The sequence below is a fragment of the Myxococcus llanfairpwllgwyngyllgogerychwyrndrobwllllantysiliogogogochensis genome (assembly GCF_006636215.1).
Classification (GTDB): domain Bacteria; phylum Myxococcota; class Myxococcia; order Myxococcales; family Myxococcaceae; genus Myxococcus; species Myxococcus llanfairpwllgwyngyllgogerychwyrndrobwllllantysiliogogogochensis.
Genome location: NZ_VIFM01000044.1, coordinates 14,294 through 37,191, shown reverse-complemented (window position 1 = coordinate 37,191; position 22,898 = coordinate 14,294). Strand labels below are relative to the sequence as shown.

Annotated in this window: 16 protein-coding genes; 6 read left to right on the top strand and 10 right to left on the bottom strand. The window is 69.8% G+C overall.

What is annotated here, in order from left to right:
• The first annotated feature begins 38 nt into the window (after positions 1-38).
• Positions 39-1,412, top strand: coding sequence for an OmpA family protein (locus FJV41_RS13780; protein ID WP_141642926.1), 1,374 nt, complete (start codon positions 39-41; stop codon positions 1,410-1,412).
• Complete coding sequence (locus FJV41_RS54585; protein WP_141642925.1) at positions 1,409-8,872, top strand: Ig-like domain-containing protein; 7,464 nt, start codon at positions 1,409-1,411, stop codon at positions 8,870-8,872. The genes FJV41_RS13780 and FJV41_RS54585 overlap by 4 nt, the downstream gene beginning before the upstream one ends.
• Positions 8,873-8,918: 46 nt before the next feature.
• Here FJV41_RS54585 and FJV41_RS13770 read toward each other — a convergent pair whose 3' ends face one another.
• The 7 genes from FJV41_RS13770 to FJV41_RS13740 all read right to left on the bottom strand — a co-directional run bounded on the left by FJV41_RS13770 (position 8,919) and on the right by FJV41_RS13740 (position 13,381).
• Entirely contained in the window at positions 8,919-9,338 is a 420-nt protein-coding gene (locus FJV41_RS13770) for an STAS/SEC14 domain-containing protein (protein ID WP_141642924.1), read from the bottom strand.
• A 29-nt stretch (positions 9,339-9,367) separates the two neighbouring features.
• Positions 9,368-10,048 (bottom strand): STAS domain-containing protein, encoded by a 681-nt coding sequence (locus tag FJV41_RS13765; protein WP_141642923.1) that lies wholly within the window; start codon positions 10,046-10,048, stop codon positions 9,368-9,370.
• A gap of 10 nt (positions 10,049-10,058) precedes the next feature.
• Complete coding sequence (locus FJV41_RS13760; protein WP_141642922.1) at positions 10,059-10,550, bottom strand: STAS domain-containing protein; 492 nt, start codon at positions 10,548-10,550, stop codon at positions 10,059-10,061.
• The gene (locus FJV41_RS13755) at positions 10,547-11,122 is read right to left on the bottom strand and encodes a SpoIIE family protein phosphatase (protein WP_246137191.1); all 576 of its coding nucleotides are present in this window, start codon (positions 11,120-11,122) and stop codon (positions 10,547-10,549) included. Before FJV41_RS13755 ends, FJV41_RS13760 begins: the two co-directional genes overlap by 4 nt.
• The gene (locus tag FJV41_RS13750; RefSeq protein WP_141642944.1) at positions 11,113-11,757 is read right to left on the bottom strand and encodes an ATP-binding protein; all 645 of its coding nucleotides are present in this window, start codon (positions 11,755-11,757) and stop codon (positions 11,113-11,115) included. The genes FJV41_RS13755 and FJV41_RS13750 overlap by 10 nt, the downstream gene beginning before the upstream one ends.
• A gap of 47 nt (positions 11,758-11,804) precedes the next feature.
• Positions 11,805-12,185 (bottom strand): ATP-binding protein, encoded by a 381-nt coding sequence (locus FJV41_RS13745; RefSeq protein ID WP_246137190.1) that lies wholly within the window; start codon positions 12,183-12,185, stop codon positions 11,805-11,807.
• 359 nt (positions 12,186-12,544) lie between these two features.
• Positions 12,545-13,381 (bottom strand): class II glutamine amidotransferase, encoded by an 837-nt coding sequence (locus FJV41_RS13740; RefSeq protein WP_141642921.1) that lies wholly within the window; start codon positions 13,379-13,381, stop codon positions 12,545-12,547.
• Positions 13,382-13,579: 198 nt separating this feature from the next.
• Here FJV41_RS13740 and dnaK point away from each other — a divergent pair, with 198 nt between their 5' ends.
• The 3 genes from dnaK (at position 13,580) to FJV41_RS13725 (ending at position 18,439) form a co-directional block, all read left to right on the top strand.
• Complete coding sequence (dnaK, locus tag FJV41_RS13735; protein ID WP_141642920.1) at positions 13,580-15,187, top strand: molecular chaperone DnaK; 1,608 nt, start codon at positions 13,580-13,582, stop codon at positions 15,185-15,187.
• Between the two features lie 1,692 nt (positions 15,188-16,879).
• The gene (locus FJV41_RS56890) at positions 16,880-17,644 is read left to right on the top strand and encodes a J domain-containing protein (RefSeq protein ID WP_141642942.1); all 765 of its coding nucleotides are present in this window, start codon (positions 16,880-16,882) and stop codon (positions 17,642-17,644) included.
• A gap of 27 nt (positions 17,645-17,671) precedes the next feature.
• Entirely contained in the window at positions 17,672-18,439 is a 768-nt protein-coding gene (locus FJV41_RS13725) for a CvpA family protein (RefSeq protein WP_141642919.1), read from the top strand.
• Here the strand turns inward: FJV41_RS13725 and clpX are convergent.
• Complete coding sequence (clpX, locus tag FJV41_RS13720) at positions 18,429-19,502, bottom strand: ATP-dependent Clp protease ATP-binding subunit ClpX (protein ID WP_141642918.1); 1,074 nt, start codon at positions 19,500-19,502, stop codon at positions 18,429-18,431. The two genes, FJV41_RS13725 and clpX, sit on opposite strands and share 11 nt — an antisense overlap.
• Before the next feature lie 226 nt (positions 19,503-19,728).
• On the opposite strand from clpX, the gene speA reads away from it, so the two are divergent.
• Positions 19,729-21,735: a biosynthetic arginine decarboxylase gene (gene speA / locus FJV41_RS13715; RefSeq protein ID WP_141642917.1), complete on the top strand. Its 2,007-nt coding sequence runs from the start codon at positions 19,729-19,731 to the stop codon at positions 21,733-21,735.
• 76 nt (positions 21,736-21,811) lie between these two features.
• Here the strand turns inward: speA and FJV41_RS13710 are convergent, their stop codons facing one another.
• Positions 21,812-22,339 (bottom strand): hypothetical protein, encoded by a 528-nt coding sequence (locus FJV41_RS13710; protein ID WP_141642916.1) that lies wholly within the window; start codon positions 22,337-22,339, stop codon positions 21,812-21,814.
• Between the two features lie 120 nt (positions 22,340-22,459).
• Positions 22,460-22,894: an OsmC family protein gene (locus FJV41_RS13705; protein WP_141642915.1), complete on the bottom strand. Its 435-nt coding sequence runs from the start codon at positions 22,892-22,894 to the stop codon at positions 22,460-22,462.
• Positions 22,895-22,898: the final 4 nt, after the last annotated feature.

Sequence of the window (22,898 nt, the reverse complement as noted above, 5' to 3'; positions counted from 1 at the left end):
GGCGCGCCAGGTGGCAGCGAAGATGGACTCTGGCGGCCTTGCTGCTGGCGCAGGTGGCTCGCGCCCAGGAGCCAGCGTCCCTTCCAGCATTCGCCCTGGAGCGCCTGGAGGTGAATCCAGGCCCCGGCCCGCTGGCGACGGGCGGCGGCACCGTGCTACGCGACGGCGAGCTGCGGGTGATGGTGCTCGGTCACTACCAACACGAGCCGCTGACATTGAACGCCAAGGGGGAGAACATGCCCCTGTTGCGCAGTCGCTCGACGGCGGTGTTCGTCATGGGCTGGGGCCTGAGCTCCCGGCTCCAGTTGGACGTCCGGCTGCCCGTGCTGACCCAGCGAGAGGGAGATGACCTGACGTCGCAAGGGGTCATCGCCCCCACGCGCCATGGCGTCGGCGCGCCGCGAGTGGGTGCCCGCGTGGGGCTCTTGCGCACGGAGGAGGACGACTCCGTGGACCTGGCCGCGGAGGTGGGGGTCTTCCTCCCCATGGGAACGCAGGGGGCGCTGGCGCGCGAAGCGGAGACGAGCCTCCTCGCGAAGGTGATGGTGGGAGGAAGGCTGGGCACCCGCTTCGCTCCGTCCTTCGAGCTGGGCATGCTGGTACGCCCCACCGCGGTCATCCAGGTCCCCACGCTGGAGTCACGTGAGCTGGGAAGTGAGCTTCGGATTGGCGCGGGGTTGATGACGGTGGGCTCGCCGTTGCGGGCGGAGCTGGCGCTCAACGCGGGCCTCTCCTGGAAGCAGGCACGTGGCGCGGTGGAGCTGTTGGGAGGCGGGCGCTATGCACCCCGGGACGGCGTGGAGCTGTTCGCGCTCGGCGGCCTGGGCTTCGGCGCGGAGCCGGGCGTCCCTCTCTTCCGGCTGCTCGCGGGCGTGTCCTTCTCGTACATGCTGGGGGAGGACTCGCGACCGGACTCGGACACGAGCATCGTCCACGAGTCCGTGCCCCTGCCCATCCCGACGAGGCGCGCGAGCGAGTTCCAGAGCAGCCAGGGTTCGATGATTCCGAACCCCGGGGAGATGTCGCCCATCGCGAACGTGTCGAGGGACCGCTTCGTGCTCGAGGGCAAGGTGTACTTCCGCAGTGGCAGCACGGAGCTGCCCGCGGAGTCCGCGGACCTGGACCGCGCCGTGGAGATGCTGCTCACGAATCCCGCGGTGAAGATGATGACGGTCGACGGTCATACGGATGACTCGACCGCGGAGACGTTCAATCCACGCCTGGGCCGAAGCCGCGCCGAGGCCGTGTGGCGCTACCTCGTGGAACACGGGGTGTCCCCCAACAAGCTGCGGCTCCGGAGCTACGGCCCGGAGCATCCCGCTCAAAGCAACAGCACCCCCGAGGGCCGGGAGCGAAACCGCCGGGTTGAGCTCCTCCTCATGCTGCCGACCACTCAGGAAGCCTCGCCATGAAATCATCGGGATGGATGCACTTTTTGACCTGCGCCCTGGCGCTGGTCGCGCTTCCCGCGTTCGCGGAGGCGGATGTCTTCGGGCTCGGCGCGGGGCGTGATGAGCCGCTGACCGTCCAGGCGCATGAGAGCCGGGTCATCAACAGCTATGCCGCGGTGACGTCGCCCTTGAGCAAGGGGGACCACGAGCTTCAGGTCGACGCCCCCGAGGGCTTCGTCGCGGGTGACCTGGTGATGGTGTTGCAGACGCTGGGCGTCGGCCCCGTGCGGTCCTCGTCCGTGGCCACGTTCACCTTTGGCCCCCGGGAGCAGAGCCCGGGGGGAGTCTGGGAGCTGGCGCGAGTGGCGCGGGTGCGGGGAGCCGTGCTGACGCTGACCCGTCCCGTGCTGAATGACTTCGTGCCCCTGTCCACGCAGGTCATCCGCGTGCCTGAGTACACGAGCGTCACCATCCATCCGACCGGGGAGCTGAAGGCTCGGAGCTGGAATGGCACCTCCGGTGGCGTGGTGGCCTTCCTGGCCTCCGGCACGCTGCACAACGGAGGTGTCATCACCGCGAGCGGCGCGCTGCTGCGTCAGCAGCCCCTGGGTGATGGCGGCGTCGTCTTCTTCCGGGCGCGCAAGCTCACGGGCGCGGGCCGCATCGAAGCCAATGGCCAGGCGTTGCCATGGGACCTGGGCACCGAGGGCGGTGGCGAGGGAGGAAGTATCTCCGCGCGGCTGGTGGAGAGCGCCGAGTGCGAAGCGCTGATGGCCCAGGGTGGGCCCGGGGTTCCCGCGGAGTCCTTCGGCGCCCAGGAGGGATTTGGCCCGGGAGCGGGCGGCAAGGTGCTGCTCCAGGCAGGCACCCTGACGGGCTGTCCCGTCCGCGTGACGGGCGGAGAGAGCGTCTCCGGCGATGTGGGGACGAGCGTGGGTGAACCGGGTGATGTCACGCTGGTGGAGCACGCGCTCGTCATTCCGAGGACGCCGGTCATCACCACGCCCGGCGACGGCCAGGCGCTGACCGCTCCGACGCCGGTCGTCACGGGCACGGGAGATCCCGGCGCCACCGTCTTCCTGCGCATGGGCAACATCGAGCGCCCCGCCACGCCGGAGTGGGAGTTTCCCGCCACGCCGGTGGGCTCCTCCGGGGACTTCTCTGTCCGTGTGCCCACGGACCTCGATGACGGCGTCTACTCGCTCACCGCGCACGCCGAGTTCGAAGGGCTGAGCAGCCTGTCGAGCGACCCCGTCTATTTCACCGTGGAAGCCTTCGCGCCCCCGCTCGCGCCCGTGATTCTGACGCCGACCGAAGGGGAATTGGTGGGCACCGGCGGCACCGACTTCTCGGGCACCGCCGAACCCGATAGCCGGGTGGACCTCCTGCTGGATGGCGTCCCCTACGCCACCATCGATGCGAGCCCTACCGGAACGTGGTCCCTGCCGACGAGCACCGCGCTCACCGATGGGGCGCGCACGCTGACCGCGACCGCGACCGACGCCGACGACAACACGAGCCCCGTCGCCGAGCGCCACTTCACCGTGGACACGACGCCGCCTCTCGCACCGGTGATTGAGACGCCGATCGACGCCGCACGGGTGGGCAGCGCCGGAACAGGCTTCTCCGGCACCGCCGAGGCAAACAGCACCGTGAGGGTCCTCGTGGACGGCCTCCTCATCGGCACCGCCACCGCGCACGCCACCACCGGTGTCTGGTCCCTGCCGAACAACACCTCGCTCGACGAGGGCTCCCGCACGATGACCGTCACGGCCGAAGACGCCACTGGCAATACGAGCCCCGCCGCGCAGCGCACCTTCTCCGTGGACAAGACGGCCCCCGTCGCACCGGTGATTCAGACGCCGATCAACGCCGCACGGGTGGGCAGCGCCGGAACAGACTTCTCCGGCACCGCGGAGAACTCGAGCACCGTGACGGTCCTCGTGGACGGCCTCCTCATCGGCACCGCGACGGCGCACACCACCACTGGCGCCTGGTCCCTGCCCAACAACACCTCGCTCGCCGAGGGCTCCCGCACGATGACCGTCACGGCCAAAGACGCCGCTGGCAATACGAGCCCCACCGCGCAGCGCACCTTCACCGTGGACAAGACGCCGCCCGCCGTCCCCGTGATTCAGACGCCCGCTTCGGGCGCCGTGGTGGGCGCCACTGGAACGAACTTCTCGGGCACCGCCGAGAACTCGAGCACCGTCACGGTCTATCTCGATGGCAACTTCGTCGGCACCGCCACGGCGCACGCCACCACCGGTGCCTGGACGGTGCCCGCGAGCAGCTCCCAGGGAGCAGGGCCGCACACCGTGACGGCCACCGCCACCGACGCCGCCGGCAACATCAGCCCCACCGCGGAGAACGCCTTCACCGTGGACGCGGCGGCGCCTGACGCCCCCGTGATTCAGACACCCGCTTCGGGCGCCGCCGTGGGCACCGCTGGCACGGGCTTCTCCGGCACCGCGGAGAACTCGAGCACCGTGACGGTCCTCGTGGACGGCCTCCTCATCGGCACCGCGACGGCGCACACCACCACTGGCGCCTGGTCCCTGCCCAACAACACCTCGCTCGCCGAGGGCTCCCGCACGATGACCGTCACGGCCGAAGACGCCGCTGGCAACACGAGCCCCGCCGCACAGCGCACCTTCACCGTGGACAAGACGCCCCCCGCCGTCCCCGTGATTCAGACGCCCGCCGCGAGCACCGTGGTGGGTGCCACTGGAACGGACTTCTCCGGCACCGCCGAGGCAAACAGCACCGTGACGGTCCTCGTGGACGGCCTCCTCGTCGGCACCGCCACGGCGCACGCCACCACCGGTGTCTGGTCCCTGCCGACCAACACCTCGCTCGCCGAGGGCTCCCGCACGATGACTGTCACGGCCGAAGACGCCGCTGGCAATACGAGCCCCGCAGCGCAGCGCACCTTCTCCGTGGACAAGACGCCCCCCGCCGTCCCCGTGATTCAGACGCCCGCTTCGGGCGCCGTGGTGGGCGCCGCTGGAACGGACTTCTCCGGCACCGCCGAGGCAAACAGCATCGTGACGGTCCACGTGGACGGAGCCTTCGTCGGCACCACCACGGCGCACGCCACCACCGGTGCCTGGACGGTTCCCGCGAGCAGCTCCCTGGATGAAGGGCCGCACACCGTGACGGCCACCGCCACCGATGGCGTCGGCAACATCAGCCCCGCCGCGGAGAACGCCTTCACCGTGGACGCGGCGGCGCCCGTGGTCCCCCTGATTCAGACCCCCGTCGCGGGCACCGTGGTGGGCAGCGCCGGCACGACCTTCTCTGGCACCGCCGAGAACTCGAGCACCGTGACAGTTCTCGTGGACGGCCTTCTCATTGGCACCACCACGGCGCACGCAACCACCGGCGCCTGGTCCCTGCCCAACAACACGTCGCTCGCCGAAGGCTCGCACACGATGACCGTCACGGCCCAAGACGCCGCTGGCAACACGAGCCCTACCGCGCAGCGCACCTTCGCCGTGGACAAGACACCCCCCCCTGCCCCCGTGATTCAGACGCCCGCCTCGGGCGCAGTGGTGGGCACCGCTGGAACGGGCTTCTCCGGTACCGCCGAGCCAAACAGCATCGTGACGGTCCGCTTGGGTACCACCGTCATCGGCACCCCGCAGGCCACGGCGCTCGGCGCCTGGTCGGTGCCCACTCAGACGGGCCTCAGCCACGGCCCCCACACCGTGACGGCCACCGCCACCGATGCCGGCAACAACGCGAGCCCCACCACGACCCGCACCTTCACCGTGGACACCGCGGCGCCCTCCGCGCCTGTCATCCTGACGCCGAATCCCGACACGGTGGTGGGCCCCGCGGGCACGGGCTTCTCAGGCACCGCCGAGGCGAACAGCACCGTGAGCGTCAGCGTCGACGGAGTGCCCATCGGCAACGCCCAGGCGAGCGGCCCCGGCGGGGCATGGTCCCTTCCTGTCAGCACGGGCTTCGCCAACGGCACCCGCACGGTGTCCGCCACCGCCACGGACGCGGCGAACAACACCAGTCTCCCCACGGCCATCAGCTTCGTCGTGGACGTGACGCCGCCCGCCGCGCCCGTGATTCAGACCCCCAACCCACTCACCGTGGTGGGCACGGCGGGAACGGGCTTCTCCGGCACCGCGGAGAACGTGAGCACCGTCACGGTCCGCGTGGATGGCGCGCCCGTCGGCACCACCCAGGCCGGCCCCAGTGGGAACTGGCTGCTCGCGCCCCAGACGGGCTTCTCGCATGGAACGCACACCGTGACGGCCACCGCCACCGACGCGCTCGGCAACATGAGCAGCACCGCGGAGAGCACCTTCACCGTGGACACCTCCGCTCCCGCCGCGCCCGTGATTCAGACACCGGCGGATGGCGCGGTCATCGGCCCAGCCGGCACGTCGTTCTCCGGCACCGCGGAGAACCTGAGCATGGTGAATGTCTACGTGGATGGGCAGTCCGTCGGCGGAATCCAGGCCACCAGCACCGGCACCTGGTCCCTGCCCGTCCGGACGGGATTCACGGACGGCGCCCACACGGTGACGGCCACCGCCACCGATGCCGCTAGCAACATCAGCCCCGCCGCCAGCCATGGCATCGTCGTGGATATCATCGCCCCCTCCGCGCCCGTCATCCTGGTTCCCACCGAAGGCGCGGTGGTGGGCCCCGTTGGCACGGGGATCTCCGGCACCGCCGAGGCGAACAGCACGGTGAAGGTCAGCGTCGATGGCGCCGTGCATGGCACTGTCCAGGCCAACGGCCTGGGAGCCTGGTCCCTGCCCGTCAGCAAGACCTTCACGCACGGCCCTCACACGATAACGGCCACCACCACCGACGTGCAGGGCAACACGAGCGGCGTCACGGAGCGCCACTTCTCCGTGGACATCGAGGCGCCCACCGCGCCGGTGATCCAGACGCCGAACTCCACCACGGTGGTGGGCCCCGCGGGCACGGGCTTCTCCGGCACCGCCGAGGCGGACAGCACGGTGAAGGTCAGCGTGGATGGCACGCCCGTCGGCACCGCCCAGGCCAATACCTCCGGCGCCTGGTCCCTGCCCACGCAGGGCGGCTTCACGGACGGGGCACATATAGTGACCGCCACCGCCACCGACGCGTCGAACAACACGAGCGCCACCACGACGTCCACCTTCACCGTGGACCTCACCGCCCCCGCGGCTCCCGTGATTCAGACCCCCAACCCCGACACCGTCGTGGGCGCCGCGGGCACGGCCTTCTCGGGCACCGCCGAGCGACTGAGCACCGTCCGGGTCAGCGTCGACGGCGCCCTCATCGCGTCCCCGCAGGCCACCCCCGAGGGCACCTGGTCGATAGCGATTCGCACGGGCTTCGGCGCGGGCTCGCATACGGTGACGGCCATCGCCACCGACGCCTTGAACAACACGAGCACCACCGCGACGTCCACCTTCACCGTGGACCTGACGCCCCCCGCCGCTCCCGTCATCCTGACGCCGACCGTGGACATCGTGGTGGGCGAGGACGGAACGGGCTTCTCCGGCACCGCCGAGCCCCGCAGCAGCGTGAGAGTCCTCGTGGATGGGGACCTCGTCGGCACCGCCGTGGTGAGTGGCAGCGGGAACTGGTCGCTGCCCACCCTGGTGGAATATCCGCATGGCACCCACCTGGTGACAGCCACCGCCACGGATCCCGCGAACAACACCAGTGCGCCCGCGGAGGTCCGCTTCACCGTGGACGTGACGCCCCCTGGCGCCCCCGCCATCCTGAAACCCACCACGGGCACCCTGGTCAACGCGAACGGAACGGCCTTCGAGGGCACCGCCGAGCCACTGAGCATGGTGAAGCTCCTCATCAACGAGGCCGTGTTCGTCACGGCGGTGACGAACAGCAGCGGACAGTGGGCCGTGCCTGTGAGCACCACGCTGGGTGATGGCCCCCACACCGTGACGGCCACCGCCACCGACGTCGCGAAGAACGAGAGCGCCCCCTCCGTGGCCATCCAGATCACCGTGGATGCCTCCCGCCCGGCGATTCCCATCCTCACCAGCCCGGCCGCCGATGCCGTGGTGGGCAAGGCGCGCCCCGACTTCGTCGGAACCACCGAGGCGGGCGCCAAGGTGAGCATCTTCATCGACGGCGCATTGGCGGGCGCCGTGACGGCGTCGAGCACCGGTGCCTGGACGTTCGCCCCGGTGGCGGGGCTGAGCCAGGCGAGACACGACGTTCAGGTCCAGGCCACCGACCTCGCCGGGAACATTGGGGACCCGTCCTCCTCGAGGTCCTTCCGCGTGGATACGACGCCTCCCACCACGGTGGTCTCCAAGCCCATCCAGAACGCGATTCTCACCACCCCCACCCCTCGAATCGAAGGGACGGCGGAGGCGGACAGCACCATCTTCATCACCCTGGATGGAGTCAGCCTCCCAGGCGTCACCGTGGATGGCGCGGGGGAGTGGTTCTACGTGCCTCCCCAGGGCCTCGCCAACGGGCGGCACGACATGCTGGTGCAGGCGGTGGACCTCGCCGGCAACGAGGGGCCTCGCATCACGCGCGCCTTCACGCTCGACCTGGAGCTCCCGGGCAAGCCCGAGCTGCGGACCCCCGCGAATGCCGCGCTCGTGAACTCGCCGACGCCGCTCATCGTCGGCACGGCCCCGCAGCAATGCGTCCTCACCGTGCGCCTGGATGACCTGCCCCAGGAGCCGACCATCACGGTCACCGCCAGCACGGGCGAGTGGAAGTTCACGCCCTCGGCGGCCCTGTCGGATGGGCTCCATCGGGTCAATGCGTACTGCACGGACGCCTTCAAGCGGAACGGCCCCGATTCCACGACCCACGCCTTCACCGTGGACACCTCGAAGCCCGCCCCCCCCGTCGTCCTGACCCCGACGGTCGACGCCATCGTCAGGCCGGACAACTACACCATCACCGGCACTTCGGAGCCGGGGACGACGCTCACCGCCACCCTCAACGGACTGACGGTGGGGACGACACTGGCCAACGAGCGCGGCGAGTGGACGGTGGCGGTGACGCTGGCCATCGTCACCGGGCTGCAGGACCTTCGGGTCTTCGCCACGGATATGGCGGGCAACATTGGCGACAAGTCCACGCCTCGCACCTTCACGGTGGACAGCCTGCCGCCGACGACCACGCTGAGCGGGGGCCCCACGGGCACCAGCACGCTCTCCGAGGTCACCTTCACCCTGAACACCTCCGAGCCCGTCTCCGGCTTCAAGTGCACGCTGGACGGCGTGGAGCTGTCGCCCTGTGAGAATCCCCTCACCGTCCGCTCGCTGTCGGAGGGCATCCACTCGCTGGATGTATTGGCGACGGACATCGCGGGGAACGTGCAGATAACTCCCGCCCATCACCAGTGGAACGTCATCCGTCCCAGCCTGGTGGAGGGAGGCGGCGTGGGCTGCTCCAGCACCGCGGGCGCCCTCCCGCTCGGCCTCGTCTGGCTGGCTTGGGTGGGCCTGCTCGGGCTGCGCCGGCGGCGGTGAGCGGGTCGGCGTCCGGAGGTTCTCGCGCCTCCTCCGGACAGCCCCTTCAGGAGGCTCGGGCAGCGCCCTGCAGCGCGCGCTGGGCGGCCACCCAGTTCCGGGCTTCCTCTTCCGTTTCCACCATGCCGAACGGAGCGCCCTGCGTCCGCCCGAGCAGGGCCGAGGCCCGCCCCATCATGTTGGCCATGGTCCGCAAGGCGAAGCTCGCGCCGAAGAGGACGGTGCCCACGAAGGGCATCGCCTCCGGGTTCTCGCTCAGCGTCTTGCGCGCGTCCGCGGAGATGCTCGTCCCGCGACGCACATCGGAGATCAGATAGAGCCGGGGATGCGTCGCACTCAGCTCCAGCGCCACCTGGTTCAGCTCATGGAGGAGCTTGAGGTCGAACACCCCGACGTTGACCAGTCGGATGATGTCGGGCGACTCGAGCCACACCTTGTTGTCACCGAACGTCCACATGCGGACCATGCCGTGTCTCCTCTCGGAAGTCGAAGGGGTCAGCGCCGGGAGGTGGAGGTGTTGCCGCCACGCCCGGCCAGGTGCTGGAAGCAATCGCGCAGGCCTTCCTTCAGGCTGCCGAGCGTCTTCACTTCCCGCAGGTCCACGCCAATCTGGACCAGCGTCTGGGCAATCAGCGGGCTGATGCCCGTCACCACGCAGTAGGCGCCCAGCAGGCGCGCCGCGTTCACCATCTTGATGAAGTGGTTGGCCGTCATCGTGTCCACCACCTCGACGCCGGTGATGTCGATGATGACGCAGCGGGCCTTTCCCTGGACCACCCGCTGCAGGAGCCGCTCCGTCATCTCCACGGAGCGCTGCGTGTCCACCACGCCGACGATGGGCAGCGTGAGGATGTCCTCCCACAGCTCGATGATGGGCGTGGACAGGTCGCGGATGGCGTCGCGCTGCCGGTCGATGGTGGAGAGCTTCTCCTCCAGTTCGCGGTGACTCGCCGCCAGGCGCGTCAGGGCCTCCTCGTGCTCGCGGCGGGTGGTGGCCAGCTCGCGCACGAAGACGTTGAGCGTCTCCTCCAACGCGGCGAGCTCGTCCTGCTCACGGATGGAGATGGTGGTGCGCTCGGGCGAGAACTCCCCCACGGAGATGAGGGACAGGACGTCGATGATGCGCCCCACGCGCTCGGGGTCGACGGTCAGGGGTGTGGGCAGGGCGGTGCTCATGGAGTCTCCCTCAGACGACGTTCCTGGCCATAGGAGGAGGAGCGATGATGCCGAGCATCTCGTCCGCGAGGCGCTGGGCCTCCTCGCGCTCCGATTCGGCCGTGCGCGCGCCCACCGCCCGGACGCCGAGCAGCGACAAGCCTTCCTCCAGCCCCAGCGCCGTCTCCACGCCGTCGAGCTGGATGCCCATGCTCTGGAGGGTGAGCGCCACGTCGGCGCCCATGCCGCACAGCACGGTGCGCGTGCCCATCAGCCGGGCCGAGGCGGCCAGCCGCGCCAGCACCGCGCACAGGTGGCTGTCCACGAGCCACAGGCCGGAGATGTCCACCACCATCCCCTTCGCGCTGGTGCGCTGGATGTCGCGCAGCACGTCCGAGCAGAGCTGCGCCGCCTGCGCGTCGGTGATGTCGCCCTGGAGGGGGACGATGAGCTGTCCCCACAGGGGGATGATGGGGATGCGCGACAGGTCGCGCGAAGGGAGGGGACTGTCCGGGTGGCTCACGACGGCTCCACATCCGCCACCAACACGGTGGCGTCATCGGTAACACGGCCGAAGCGCTCCATCAGGAACGCGCAGGCCGCATCGGGGGACTGCGTACGGACCAGCTCCAGGTCCAGGCGAAAGCTCAAGCCGTCGGTGAAGACCGCCAGACGGTCTCCGGGCGACAGCACGGTGGAGACGGTGCGCAGCGTGCGGAAGGACTGGCCGAGGATGCCCGGCGTGGGCAGCACGGGCACGCGCGTGCCCACGGTGCGCAGCTCCACGTTGCCCACGCCGCCACAGTGCAGGGTGTGCCCGTCGAACACGGCGAGCATGATGGCCGCGCCCCGGCCATGGCGCAGCGCCGCGTGCAGCGCCTCCATCAGCGGCTCCACGGACGGGACCAGCGGCGCCTGGCCCAGGCAGCGCACGGCCTCCGCCGTCGCCTGTGCCGCCGCGGGCCCGTGGCCCAGCGAGTCCACCACCGCCAGCAGCGTGTGCGGCCCGTCGACGCGCACCACCACGCCGTCGCCGTTCTCCACCTCGCCCACCTTCGGACGGGTCCGGTGGGCGATGGACAACCTCACAGCCACACCTCGAACTCCACCTGCGTTCCCGTGGCGCCCGTCTTCACCTCGAACCGGTCCGCCAGCCGCTTGACGCCCAGGATGCCCAGGCCCATGCCCGTCTTGCTCCGGTAGGTGCCCGACAGCACGCGCTCCAGCTCCGGAATGCCCCGCCCCTGGTCCTCCGCGCGCACGCGCAACAGCTTGCGCGGCGTCTGCACGGGGATGAGCTGGATGGTGCCGCCGCCCGCGTAGGAGATCTGATTGCGCGCCAGCTCGCTCACCGCCGTCGCGACCTTCTGGCACTCGTAGCCGCGTCCCCCCATCGACTCGCACAGCGCGCGCGCCGCGAGCCGCGCATGGCTGGCGTCCGCCTCCGTCCGCACCAGGTACGTGGTGGGCCGCGCGTCCATCGTCGTCATCGCGGGGGCCGGCGTCGGCTCGCGCGCGGCGCTCAACCCCGAGGGGACGGTGGCCGTCGCGGTCAGGGCCCGCAACCGCGCGGCCAGGTCCGGACGTCGGGCCGGGTCCACGAAGTGGCGCGTGGCGGGCTCCAGCGCCTCGATAACCCGCGGCAGCTCCGCCGCGCCCAGTGTGTCCGCCGACAATCGCAGCGGTTCCAGCGTTCCTCGAAGCACCAGCCGCGCGGCGGTCTCCGTCATGAAGTGCTGCAAGACGCCCAGCAGCTGTGTACTCGTCACGCCCCGACTCACCACGGTCTCCTTGCTTCCAGACTCATGCGCTTGCGCGCGAACACTTCCAGGCCACCGCCCTCGCGGTTGGACACGCGGACCTCGTCCGTCAGCCGTCGCACGGCGGCGCCGCCTTCACCCAGGCTCTCTCCTGGCAAAGGCCCTGGGCGTCCCTCGCGGCCGACGAAGAGCCGCTCCGGCTCCGCCATGCCCGGGCCCCGGTCCAGCGAGCGGATGCAGAGCCAGCCGTCCTCACACCACACCTCCACCGTCCCGCCCGCCCGCGTGTGACGCACCAGGTTGGTGGCCAGCTCGCTCACCACCACCGCGACCTCCGCGCTGGAGGCCGCCGACAATCCCGCGTCCCGGGCGAAGCGCCGGCCCATCGAGGCCGCCACCACCGCATCCACGGGATGGCGAACAACGACGGACAGCCGGGACTCAAGCGAAGCAGAGGAAGGCAGTGGCAGCGGCAAAACTCATTCCCGGAGTAAAACCCTTGGAATTACGCCAGTATGAGGCAACAAATCTGCGGGGCCTGTAAAGCGGTTCACATTCCACCCATGGAATCCGCTTCGGTTTCCCGGAAGAGGCGTCTAGATTCCTGGGTTTTTTCGTTTTACTCCCGTGCTTCACCCGCTTGCGCCGGGATGCTCCGGGAATCCGTCACTTCAGCTCCAGCGTCTCCGAAAGCCACGGGGCGGGAACGACCCACGCGAAGTGCGTGGGCGTTCGACCAGGAGAGCGCCTTCCGGGCTCAGCCGCCGTTGAGCAGTTGCACCTGAAGGTCCAACCCCACGGCGAGGGTGGTTCCGCGAGGCAGCTCCACCCAACTCCCCGGGCGCTTCAGGTGGCTGGCCAGGACGACGGTGCGGCGACGCCGGTGGGCGCCCACCGCGGGCTGCGACTCTGAAGAGCTGGCCGTCACTCCGCAGGGCACGCACTCCGCGCCGCCTTCGAGTCGCGAATAGAACAGCGGCTCCTCGCCGAAGCGGCAGGCCACGAGGAGGTACCCATTGGTGGCCACCAGGTTGAGCGTGGACGCGCGAGGGATGCCCGCGTCCACGGAGCGCTTGATGACCTCGCGCGCGGTGTCCGCCAGCATGCGACCGGCGACGTGCGCCTCCAGCCGGGGGTCGTCGGTGCGCCCCACGTCACGCAGGTGACGCAGGAAGAGCGCGAAGAGCACCTCGCTGTCCGTTCCGCCGTGCACCTGACGCTGCAGGTGCTCTGGCAGCGAGTCCAACAGGGTCGCGCGCAGTTCGTCGAAGCCACTGACACTGCCCTGGTGGGCGAACAGCCAGCGGCGCGAGCGGAACGGCTGGGTGTTCTCCTCCAGCGACTGGCCCACCGGAATGCGGCTGGCGTGGAACAGCAGGGCTTCCGACTCACCCGGTGGGGCGAGCCCCACGAGCGAGGGCTCCCCTTCCGCGCTGGAGAAACGGCGCAGGAGGACCTCGTCCTGGGCGTACGCTCCCACCCCCACCGCGTTTGCGCGAGGCTCCGTCTGGACGAGCACCTGCTCGGCGAGCCGGTGGAGCTCGCACCTGAGCAGGTTCGGGTCTGACGTGAGGGCTGCGAGGACGACGGACATGAGGGAGAACTCCTTTGCTCCATAGATAATGACGTCCCCTCCCCCCCTCAAGCCAGCGGGCACGCCCCCTTGCCACTTCGCTAAGTGCTTGAAATGGCTGGGCTTTACATTGATCGAACATTGACACCTCTTCCGGAGGCTCCTAACCTCCGGGCGCTTCACCGACGGCCTCGGGCTAGACCCTTCACCGGAGATGGAATGTCGGACGACATCGCAATCGGCATCGACCTTGGCACGTCGTACTCGTGCGTGTCGGTGGTCCAGGATGGCCAGCCCATCGTCATCCCCAACGAGTGGGGAGAGACGACGCATGCCTCCTGCGTGTCCTTCCTCGAGGATGGCTCGGTGCTGGTGGGCAACGCGGCCAAGAAGAACATCATCACCAGCCCCGAGACGACGGTGTACTCGGCCAAGCGGCTCATCGGTCGCTACTACTTCTCCGACGAGGTGAAGAAGGCGCAGGCGGTGATGCCGTACCGCATCGTCGAGGGCGAGAACAACTCGGTGCGCATCGGGGTGAGGGAGCGTGCGTACTCGCTGCCTGAAATCTCCGCGCTGGTGCTCAAGGAGATGAAGGCCGTCGCGGAGACGTACCTGGGACGTGAGGTGACCAAGGCGGTCGTCACCGTTCCGGCGTACTTCAACGACAACCAGCGCCAGGCCACCAAGGACGCGGGCCGCATCGCCGGGCTGGAGGTGCTGCGCATCCTCAACGAGCCCACGGCGGCGGCGCTCGCGTACGGCTTTGGCCGGGACGTCAACCAGCGCGTCGTCGTCTACGACCTGGGCGGCGGCACGTTCGACGTGTCCATCCTGGAGATCGGCAAGGACGTCTTCGAGGTGCTCGCGACGGCGGGCGACACGTACCTGGGCGGCGACGACTTCGACGACCGCATCATGACGTGGCTGGCGGACGACTTCCTGGGCAAGACGCGGTTGGATTTGCGGCAGAACAAGTTCTGTCTGCAGATGCTGAAGGAGGCCGCGGAGAAGGCGAAGATCGACGTGGGGCAGACGGGCTCCGCGGACATCCTCTGCGCGGGCATCTGCCAGGACGCGCAGGGCAACGTGATGGACCTGCGCCACACGTTGAACCAGGACCAGTTCAACCGGATGGTGATGGACCTGGTGCAGCGCACGTTCAAGGTCTGCGACGAGGCGCTGCAGAGCGCGCGGCTGACGGCGGCGGACATCGACGCGGTCATCCTCGTCGGCGGGCCCACGCGGCTGCCCATCATCCGCAACTCCGTGAAGCACTACTTCCAGAAGGCTCCGCTGGAGGGCATCAACCCCGACCAGGTCGTGGCCATGGGCGCGGCGCTCCAGTCGCATGCGCTGCTGGACAGCAAGACGGAGACGTTCCTGGTGGACGTCACGCCGCTGACCCTGCGCATCGGCACGGTGGGTGGGTACACCGAGAAGATCATCGACAAGAACACGCCGGTGCCCATCGACCGCTCGAAGGCGTTCACCACCAGCCGTGACGGGCAGGAGAAGGTGAAGATTCGTGTGTATCAGGGCGAGTCCAACCGGGCCGACGAGTGCGAGATGCTCGGTGAGTTCGAGTTCGCGGGCTTCCGCATCGGCTATCGCGGCGAGGTGAAGATCGAAGTCACGTTCGAGATCAACACGGACGGACTGGTGAACGTGTCCGCGTGTGACACCGAGACGGGACAGAAGACGTCGACGACCATCACCCTGTCGTCTGGCATGTCGGAGGACGACATCCAGAAGTCCATCCAGGCGAACCGGAGCACCCGCCTCGCCGGACACAACAACAACGACCTGCCCGCCGTGGCCCAGTAGACGAGCGCGATGTCCGAGCCTTCCGATCCCAGCTCCGGCAGGCCGCCGGGAAGCCCGCCCGGGACACCGGCGGCTCCCGCGCGCCCCGCCATTCCGCGGATGACGGCGGCCACCCCGGGCCCCGTACCGCCCACTCCGGCGCCGGTGGCCGGGCCTCCCGCCGCCGCCCCGCCGCGTCCTCCCGGAACGGAAGCCGCGCCCGCTGGAGTGCCGACAGCAAGACCTCCGGGCGTCGCGGCGCCGGCCGTGCCTCCATCGCAGCGGCCCACGGTGTCCGTGCCCGCCATCACCGCGCCCACGCCGCAGCGCACGAGCGCCACGGGGCTGCCCTCGGTGGGAAGCCCCACCTCCACGCCCACGGGCGCGAGGCCCACGGTGGCCGCCATGCCCGCCGTCGGTGCGCCCGCGACTCCGGCAACGGGTGCGAGGCCATCGATCGCCGCAGGCATTCCCGCCGTCGGTGCGCCCGCGACTCCGGCGACAGGTGCGAGGCCCACTGTCTCCACGGTGCCCGCTGTCGGTGCACCCGCGACTCCGGCGACAGGTGCGAGGCCCACTGTCTCCGCAGGCATTCCCGCCGTCGGTGCACCCACGAGTCCAGCAACGGGTGCGAGACCCACGGTCTCCGCAGGCGTTCCCGCCGTCGGTGCGCCCGCGACTCCGGCAACGGGTGCGAGGCCATCGATCGCCGCAGGCATTCCCGCCGTCGGTGCGCCCGCGACTCCGGCAACAGGTGCGCGGCCCACGGTGGCTGCTGCCATGCCCGCCGCCGGCGGTGCACCCGCGAGTCCCGCAACGGGTACGCCGCAGGCTCAAGCGACAGCGAGGCCCACAGCGCCCGCCGCGCGAGCAGGACCACCGCCCTCGCCCCAAGGCGCACCTTCCGGGATCGCGCCGTTGACTCCCCCGCCTGTCGCGGGCGGGGCACCCGGGGGCGCAGTCCCCTCCGCTTCGGGCCCCGCCCCGCGTCCGACGCCTGCGGGCCTCGCGCCGCTGACACCTCCTCCCGTCGCTGGCGCTGCGCCTCGCACTGCGCCCGTGGGAACGGTGCCGCCTCCTCCAGGTTCGGGCCCGGCGCCGCGTGGGACTCCCGCCGGTCTCGCGCCGCTGACGCCACCTCCTGTCGCCGGCACTCCCCCCCGGGCGGCTCCCGTCGGCACGGTGCCGCCGCCTCCTCCCGGTTCGGGCCCCGCGCCGCGTGGGACTCCCGCGGGTCTCACGCCGCTGACGCCGCCTCCTGTCGCCAGCACGCCACCTCGCGCGGCTCCCGTCGGCACCGTGCCGCCTCCTCCGCCTGTCGCGGGCACCCCGCCTCGCGTGACATCCGCCGGCACCTCGCCCCTGACGCCTCCGCCCGTCGCGCCTCGGGCCATCGTGCCGCCGCCACCTCCCGTCGCTGGCGCCGCGCCCCATGGTGCGGTGCCGAGCATTCCTCCCGGAGTCCCGTCCATCGCGCCCGCGGTGCCGAGCATCGCCCCGGCGGCCCCCTCCGTCCGTCCGGCGACCACTCCCCTGGCGGGACCGCCCCACACCACCGTTCCGAGCATCGCCCCGGCCGTACCGCCGCAAGGTGCCGCGCCACGGGGTCCCGCGCTCACGCCCCGTCCACCTCCGACGCTCGCCGTCGGACAGGTCGTCCCGCCTCCGCCGCCGACCCCAGCTCCGCAGGCACGTCCGGGCGCACGGCCCACGATGTCGCTGCCGGCACTGGCGCCCTCGGACCTGCCGCCCCGACCTCCCGCCGCGGCCACCGTCCCGGGCATCCCGCCGATGACGGCGCCCCGCGTTCCGGCCATCAGCCCCATGGTGCCGCCCATCGCGCCGGCGGTCCCTTCCATCGCGCCCATGGCGCCGCCTCCACCGCCGAGCGCGGCCAAGGGCCCGGGCCTGGATGAACACCAGCTCGCGGACCTCCAGTCGCGCTGCGCGAAGCTGGACCAGCTCGACTACTTCGAGGTGCTCCTGCTGGAGCGCACGGCCACTCCCGCCGACATCAAGAAGGCGTTCTACCGGGAGAGCCGCACCTACCATCCGGACCGCTTCTTCCACATCGACGACAAGCAGCTCAAGGAGCAGGTGCACGAGCTCTACAAGCGCGTCACCGAGGCCTACTACGTCCTGCGCGACGACACGAAGCGCAAGAAGTACCTCGTCGATGTGACGGGCGCGGAGCGCGCGCAGAAGCTGCGCTTCACCGAGGCGTCCGAATCCGAGACGAAGGCCGCCGCGAAGAAGGAGCAGGAAGAACAGATTGGCACCCACCCCAAGGGGCGCCAGTTCTACCAGCAGTCCCAGAAGGACATTGACGCCGGTAACTGGTCCGCCGCCGAGCGCAACTTGAAGATGGCCCTCACCTACGAGCCCTCCAATCCCCGCTACAAGGAGAGCCTGGCCGAGGCGCAGAAGCGCCTGTCTGAAGAAGCCAAGGCCAAGGGCGACTCGTTCAAGATTCGCTGACGTCGTCCGGAGGCGCGGCAAAGCCCCATGGTCATCGACCTCATCATCCTGGGCATGGTGCTCTTCTTCGGGCTCATCGGCGCCCTCACCGGCGCCTCACGCCAGGTGGCCAACTGGGTGGGCCTGGCGCTGGGGTTTTTCGCCTCGCGCCGGCTGGGCCCCTTCGTCGCCCCCCGGCTGGCGGAGGCGCTCGACGGCCCGCTGCTGCTGGGCCTCCTGCTGGGCACGGTGCTCCTCTTCGTCGGCGTGTGGCTCACCGTGCGCTACGCGCTGGGCACCCTGCTCCAGCGCTTCCTCGCCACGGGCAAGCAGAACGAGAACCGGGGCATCGACCGGTTCCTCGGCTTCGTGCTGGGCGCGGGGAAGACGGCGGCCTTCGCCTGGATGGCCCTGAGCGCGATGACCTTCTTCGAGCAGCACGTCATCGTCGCCGGCAAGCGCATCGGCGTGTCGCCCAAGGACTCCCTGGCCGCCCACGCCGCGCGCCGCTACAACCTCTTCGAGATGACCCAGTTCGCCCCCATGGACGACATGGTCCAGGTGGCCAAGGCCGCGGGGGACCCCGAGCGCGCGGCGTCACTGAAGAACGACCCCGCCTTCAAGGCCCTGCGCAAGGACCCGCGCTTCCAGCGGCTCCTCCAGGACGACAAGGTGAAGCAGGCGCTCGTCCGGGGCGACACGGCCGCGCTCCTGCGCAACGACCTGGTCCTCCAGCTCATCCAGGACCCGGACATCGCCGCCCGACTGGGAGCGGCGGCCCGGGCCTCGGAGCATGCCGGGGACGTCATACGTTGAGCTGCACGGCGTCCAGCCCCACCAGCCGGGGACGCACGTAGTCCGCGTCCACCTTCAACTGCCGACGCCGACGCTCGGGCGCCTCGAACATGATGTCCGCCATCACGTGCTCCAGGATGGAGCGCAGCCCACGAGCCCCCAGCCCGCGCGACACCGAGTAGTGCACCACCTCGCGCAGCGCCGCGTCGTCGAACTCCAACTCCAGCTCGTCCATGGCCAACAGCTCACGGAACTCCCGGACGATGGAGTCCGGCGGCTCCGTGAGCACGCGGATGAGGTCCGCCTCGCCCAGCAAATCCAACTGCACCACCACGGGCAGGCGGCCGAGGAATTCCGCCAGCATCCCGAACTCCACCAGTTGCTTGGTGCTGATGCGCTTGCGGAGCCGCTTGGAGGCGTCGTCCGCGCCGAAGCCCAGGGGCCTGCTGGACGCCTCGTCGCCGGCGTCGTGCAAGTCACTGAAGGTGCCCGCGCAGATGAAGAGGATGTCGCGCGTGTCCACCTGGACGAAGTCGCTCTTGTTCCAGGCCTGGGTGACGTTGAGCGGCACGTACACCTCACGCCCCTCCAGGAGCTTCAGCAGGGCCTGCTGGACGCCCTCTCCACCGATGTCCCGGCTGCCCGCACCGTTGCGGGCGCCCTGGGAGCGGCGGGCAATCTTGTCCACCTCGTCCACGAAGATGATTCCCCGCTGCGTGTCCTCGACGGAGTGGTTCGCCTTGAGGAGCAGGTCGGAGATCATCACCTCCACGTCTTTGCCGTAGTAGCCCGCCTCCGTGTACTCGGTGGCGTCCACGGTGGTGAAGGGCACCTGGAGGATGTCCGCCAGGTTGCGGGCGATGTGCGTCTTGCCGCTGCCGGTGGGGCCAATGAGCAGGATGTTGGATTTCTTGATGAGCGACTGCCGACGCAGCCTCCGGGCCTGCACGCGCTTGAGGTGATTGTGGGCGGCGATGGCCACCGCCCGCTTGGCGGCGTCCTGGCCGATGACGTAGCGGTCCAGTCGCTCGAAGATTTCCCGAGGGGTCAGCGGCGCTTCTTCCCTGCGTGCGGACGACTCCATGTACCCTTCCCTTCTATCCACGCGTCCTCCCGACACTCCGTCCAAAGGGTAGGAATCAGATGGAAGGTCCGCCCGCCAGGACAGGGGCCCGGGGTGGTCGCCTGCCCGCCAGCTTGCTGTCCCTTCAGCCGGCTGTTGTATGCGGGGGGGCTTTCCTATAGTTCCCGCGCCCCTCCAGTGTTGACTGGAGTCCACCCTCCATTTCCCTGGGAGCCTCGAACCGCCGATGCCCGCAAACGCCCCTCCGCACCGCTGGACCCTCGCTGACGCGCACGAGCTCTATGGAATCCGGAACTGGGGCTCGCCCTACTTCGGCATCAACGACAAGGGCCACGTCTGCGTCCATCCGGACGGCCCCCAGGCCCCCAGCATGGACTTGAAGGACCTGGTGGACGAAGTTCGTCGCCGGGGCATTGGACTGCCGCTGCTGCTGCGCTTCACGGATGTGCTGCGCCACCGCGTCGTCCACCTCAACGAGGCCTTCCGCAAGGCCATGGCCGACCAGGGCTTCAAGGGCGGCTACCGGGGCGTCTACCCCATCAAGGTGAACCAGCACCGCTACGTGGTGGAGACCATCATCGAGGCGGGCAAGGGCTACAACTACGGCCTGGAAGCCGGCAGCAAGCCGGAGCTGATGGCGGTGATGGCGCTGTTGGAGAACGAGGAAGCGCTCGTCATCTGCAACGGCTACAAGGACGAGGAGTACATCGAGACGGCCCTCTTCTATTCGCGCCTGGGCCGCAACGTCATCCTCGTCGTGGAGAAGCCCAGCGAGCTGCCCCTCATCGCGGAGGTCTCGCGCCGCACGGGCATCACCCCGCGGCTGGGCATGCGCGTGAAGCTGTCCACCCGTGGCGCCGGCAAGTGGGAGGCCAGCGGTGGAGACCGCTCCAAGTTCGGCCTGTCCTCGTCGGAGCTGATGAGCTGCATCAGCTTCATGAAGGACACGGGCCTGCTGCCCGCGTTCGAGCTGCTGCACTTCCACCTGGGAAGCCAGATCTCCAACATCCGCAACGTGAAGAACGCGCTGCGCGAGGTGGGCTGCTTCTACGTGGAGGTGGCGCGTCAGGGCGCGCCGTTGAAGTACCTGGACGTGGGCGGTGGCCTGGGCGTGGACTACGACGGCTCCCAGACGAACTTCGCCTCCTCCATGAACTACACGACGGAGGAGTACGCCAACGACGTCGTCTTCGGCGTGATGGAGGCGTGTGACCGCGCTGGCGTGCCGCACCCGACGCTCGTCTCCGAGTCGGGGCGCGCCGTCGTCGCGCACCACGCGGTGCTGGTGGTGGACGTGCTGGGCACCAGCGAGTTCGACCCGGCCCACGTGCCGGACAAGGTGGACGAGAAGGCGCCCTCCGTGGTGCGCAACCTCCTGTCCACCTTCCGCGAGGTGACGAACAAGAACCTGCTGGAGGCGTGGCACGACGCGCAGGACGCCAAGGAGGAGAGCCTCACCCTCTTCTCGCTGGGTCACCTGTCGCTGGAGCAGCGCGTGGCGGCCGAGAACATCTACTGGGCCACCTGCCACAAGATCATGCGCATCGCGAAGGAGGCCGGCGAGATTCCCGAGGAGCTGGACTCACTCGAGAAGGCGCTCAGCGACACGTACTTCTGCAACTTCTCCGTGTTCCAGTCGCTGCCGGACTCGTGGGCGATTGACCAGCTCTTCCCGATGATGCCCATCCACCGGCTGGCGGAGAAGCCGACGCGCCGCGCGACGCTGGCGGACATCACCTGCGACTCGGACGGCAAGATCGAGCACTTCATCGACAAGCGCGAGGTGAAGGACGCGCTGGAGCTGCACGCGCTCAACGATGACGACTACTACCTGGGCATCTTCCTGGTCGGCGCGTACCAGGAGATCCTCGGCGACTTGCACAACCTCTTCGGGGACACGCACACGGTGCAGGTGTCGCTGGCGCCCAACGGGGGCTACCTCATCGACCACGTGGTGGCCGGTGACACCGTGACGGAAGTGCTGAACTACGTCAGCTACAGCAGGGATGACCTGGTGGCCCGGCTGCGCAAGTTCACCGAGATGGCGCTGCGCCAGGGCCGCATCTCCCTGGACGAGTCGCGCACCCTGCTGCGCATGTACGAGGACGGCCTGTCCGGTTACACGTACCTGGAGCGCGGCGTGGACGCGACCTTCGCGGGCAGCGCCAGCCAGCTCCGTCTGGTGCCGGTGCCGGACGCCACCCGTCCTCCGGTGTCTCCGTCGGGCACGTAGTCACTTCGCCTTCGACGCTTCAAACCCCGCCCTCCGCCGCGCCCCTCCTGGGGAAGCGTCGGGGGGCGTGGTGTTTTCAGTAGCTGGCGATGGCGGGCTCCCCGGCGCCGAAGGGCGTGGGCTCGTCCGCGAAGGCGACATCCGCCGCGCGGGCGCGCAGCCGCTGGAGCCCCGCCTGTTGCAGCTCACCCCGGGCGACGAGCGACTCGAAGTCGAAGCCCGCCAGCCGCAAGTCGTGAAGCTGGAGCCGCGCCAATGTGCTCCACAGGGACATGCGGCCCTCGGTGGCCGTGCACAGGCCCTCCAACTCGATGAGGCGACTCAAGGGCGAGTAGCGCACCCAGTGGCCGTTGAGCTTCAGGCGGCCCGCCTTCTCCATCACCCACGCGACGCGGGACTTGAGCGGGTCCTTGCGCAGCTCCAGGGCCCGCATCACCGCCTCGAGCGTCCGCTGGTCCTGGCGCAGCTCCGGGATGAGCGCGGCCAGGAAGTGGCCCACGGGGTTGCTGTGATTCTCCGACTCGGTGCGCCGCGCCAGCGCGATGCCCGCCACCGAGCCCGCGTGGTGATCGCTGAGATAGATACCCAGTCGCTTCGCATCCATGCCGCCCCTCCCGGCCACGCGGCCCACACCGCCGCGGGGGAAGGGTTCTCACGCGGGAGCCTCCGGGCAGCAAAGGCCCGGAGGCTCCACTGGAGGACGGCCGGACAGCCGGGCGCCGGCTCAGTCCGGGTAGCTGAACGTCAGCGGCAGCTTCACTTCGGGGTGGAGGCTGCGAGCCACCGGACACTCACGGCCCACCTGCTCCAGGCGAGCACGGTGCTCGGCGGACAGGCCCGCGGGCATCTGGATGTCCAGCACCAGCTCGCCAATGCGGCGCGGCGGCGGCGTCATCCGCTTCTCCACCTTCGCGCGAATCTCTCCCAGGGCGATGCCCTCGCGCGAGGCGAACAGGTGCATCGTCGTCACCGCGCAGGACATCAGCGCCGCGCCCACCAGGTCCGTGGGCGAGAAGCTGCCGCCGGTGCCGCCATTGTCGCGAGGCGCCTCCGTCTGGAGACCCGCGCTGGAGGGGCCGTGGGTGAGCTGCGTCTTGAACTGGGCGTGGCTGACCAGGGTCATCACCACGCCGGTGGCAGGGGGCTGTTGCGTGCTCATGGGT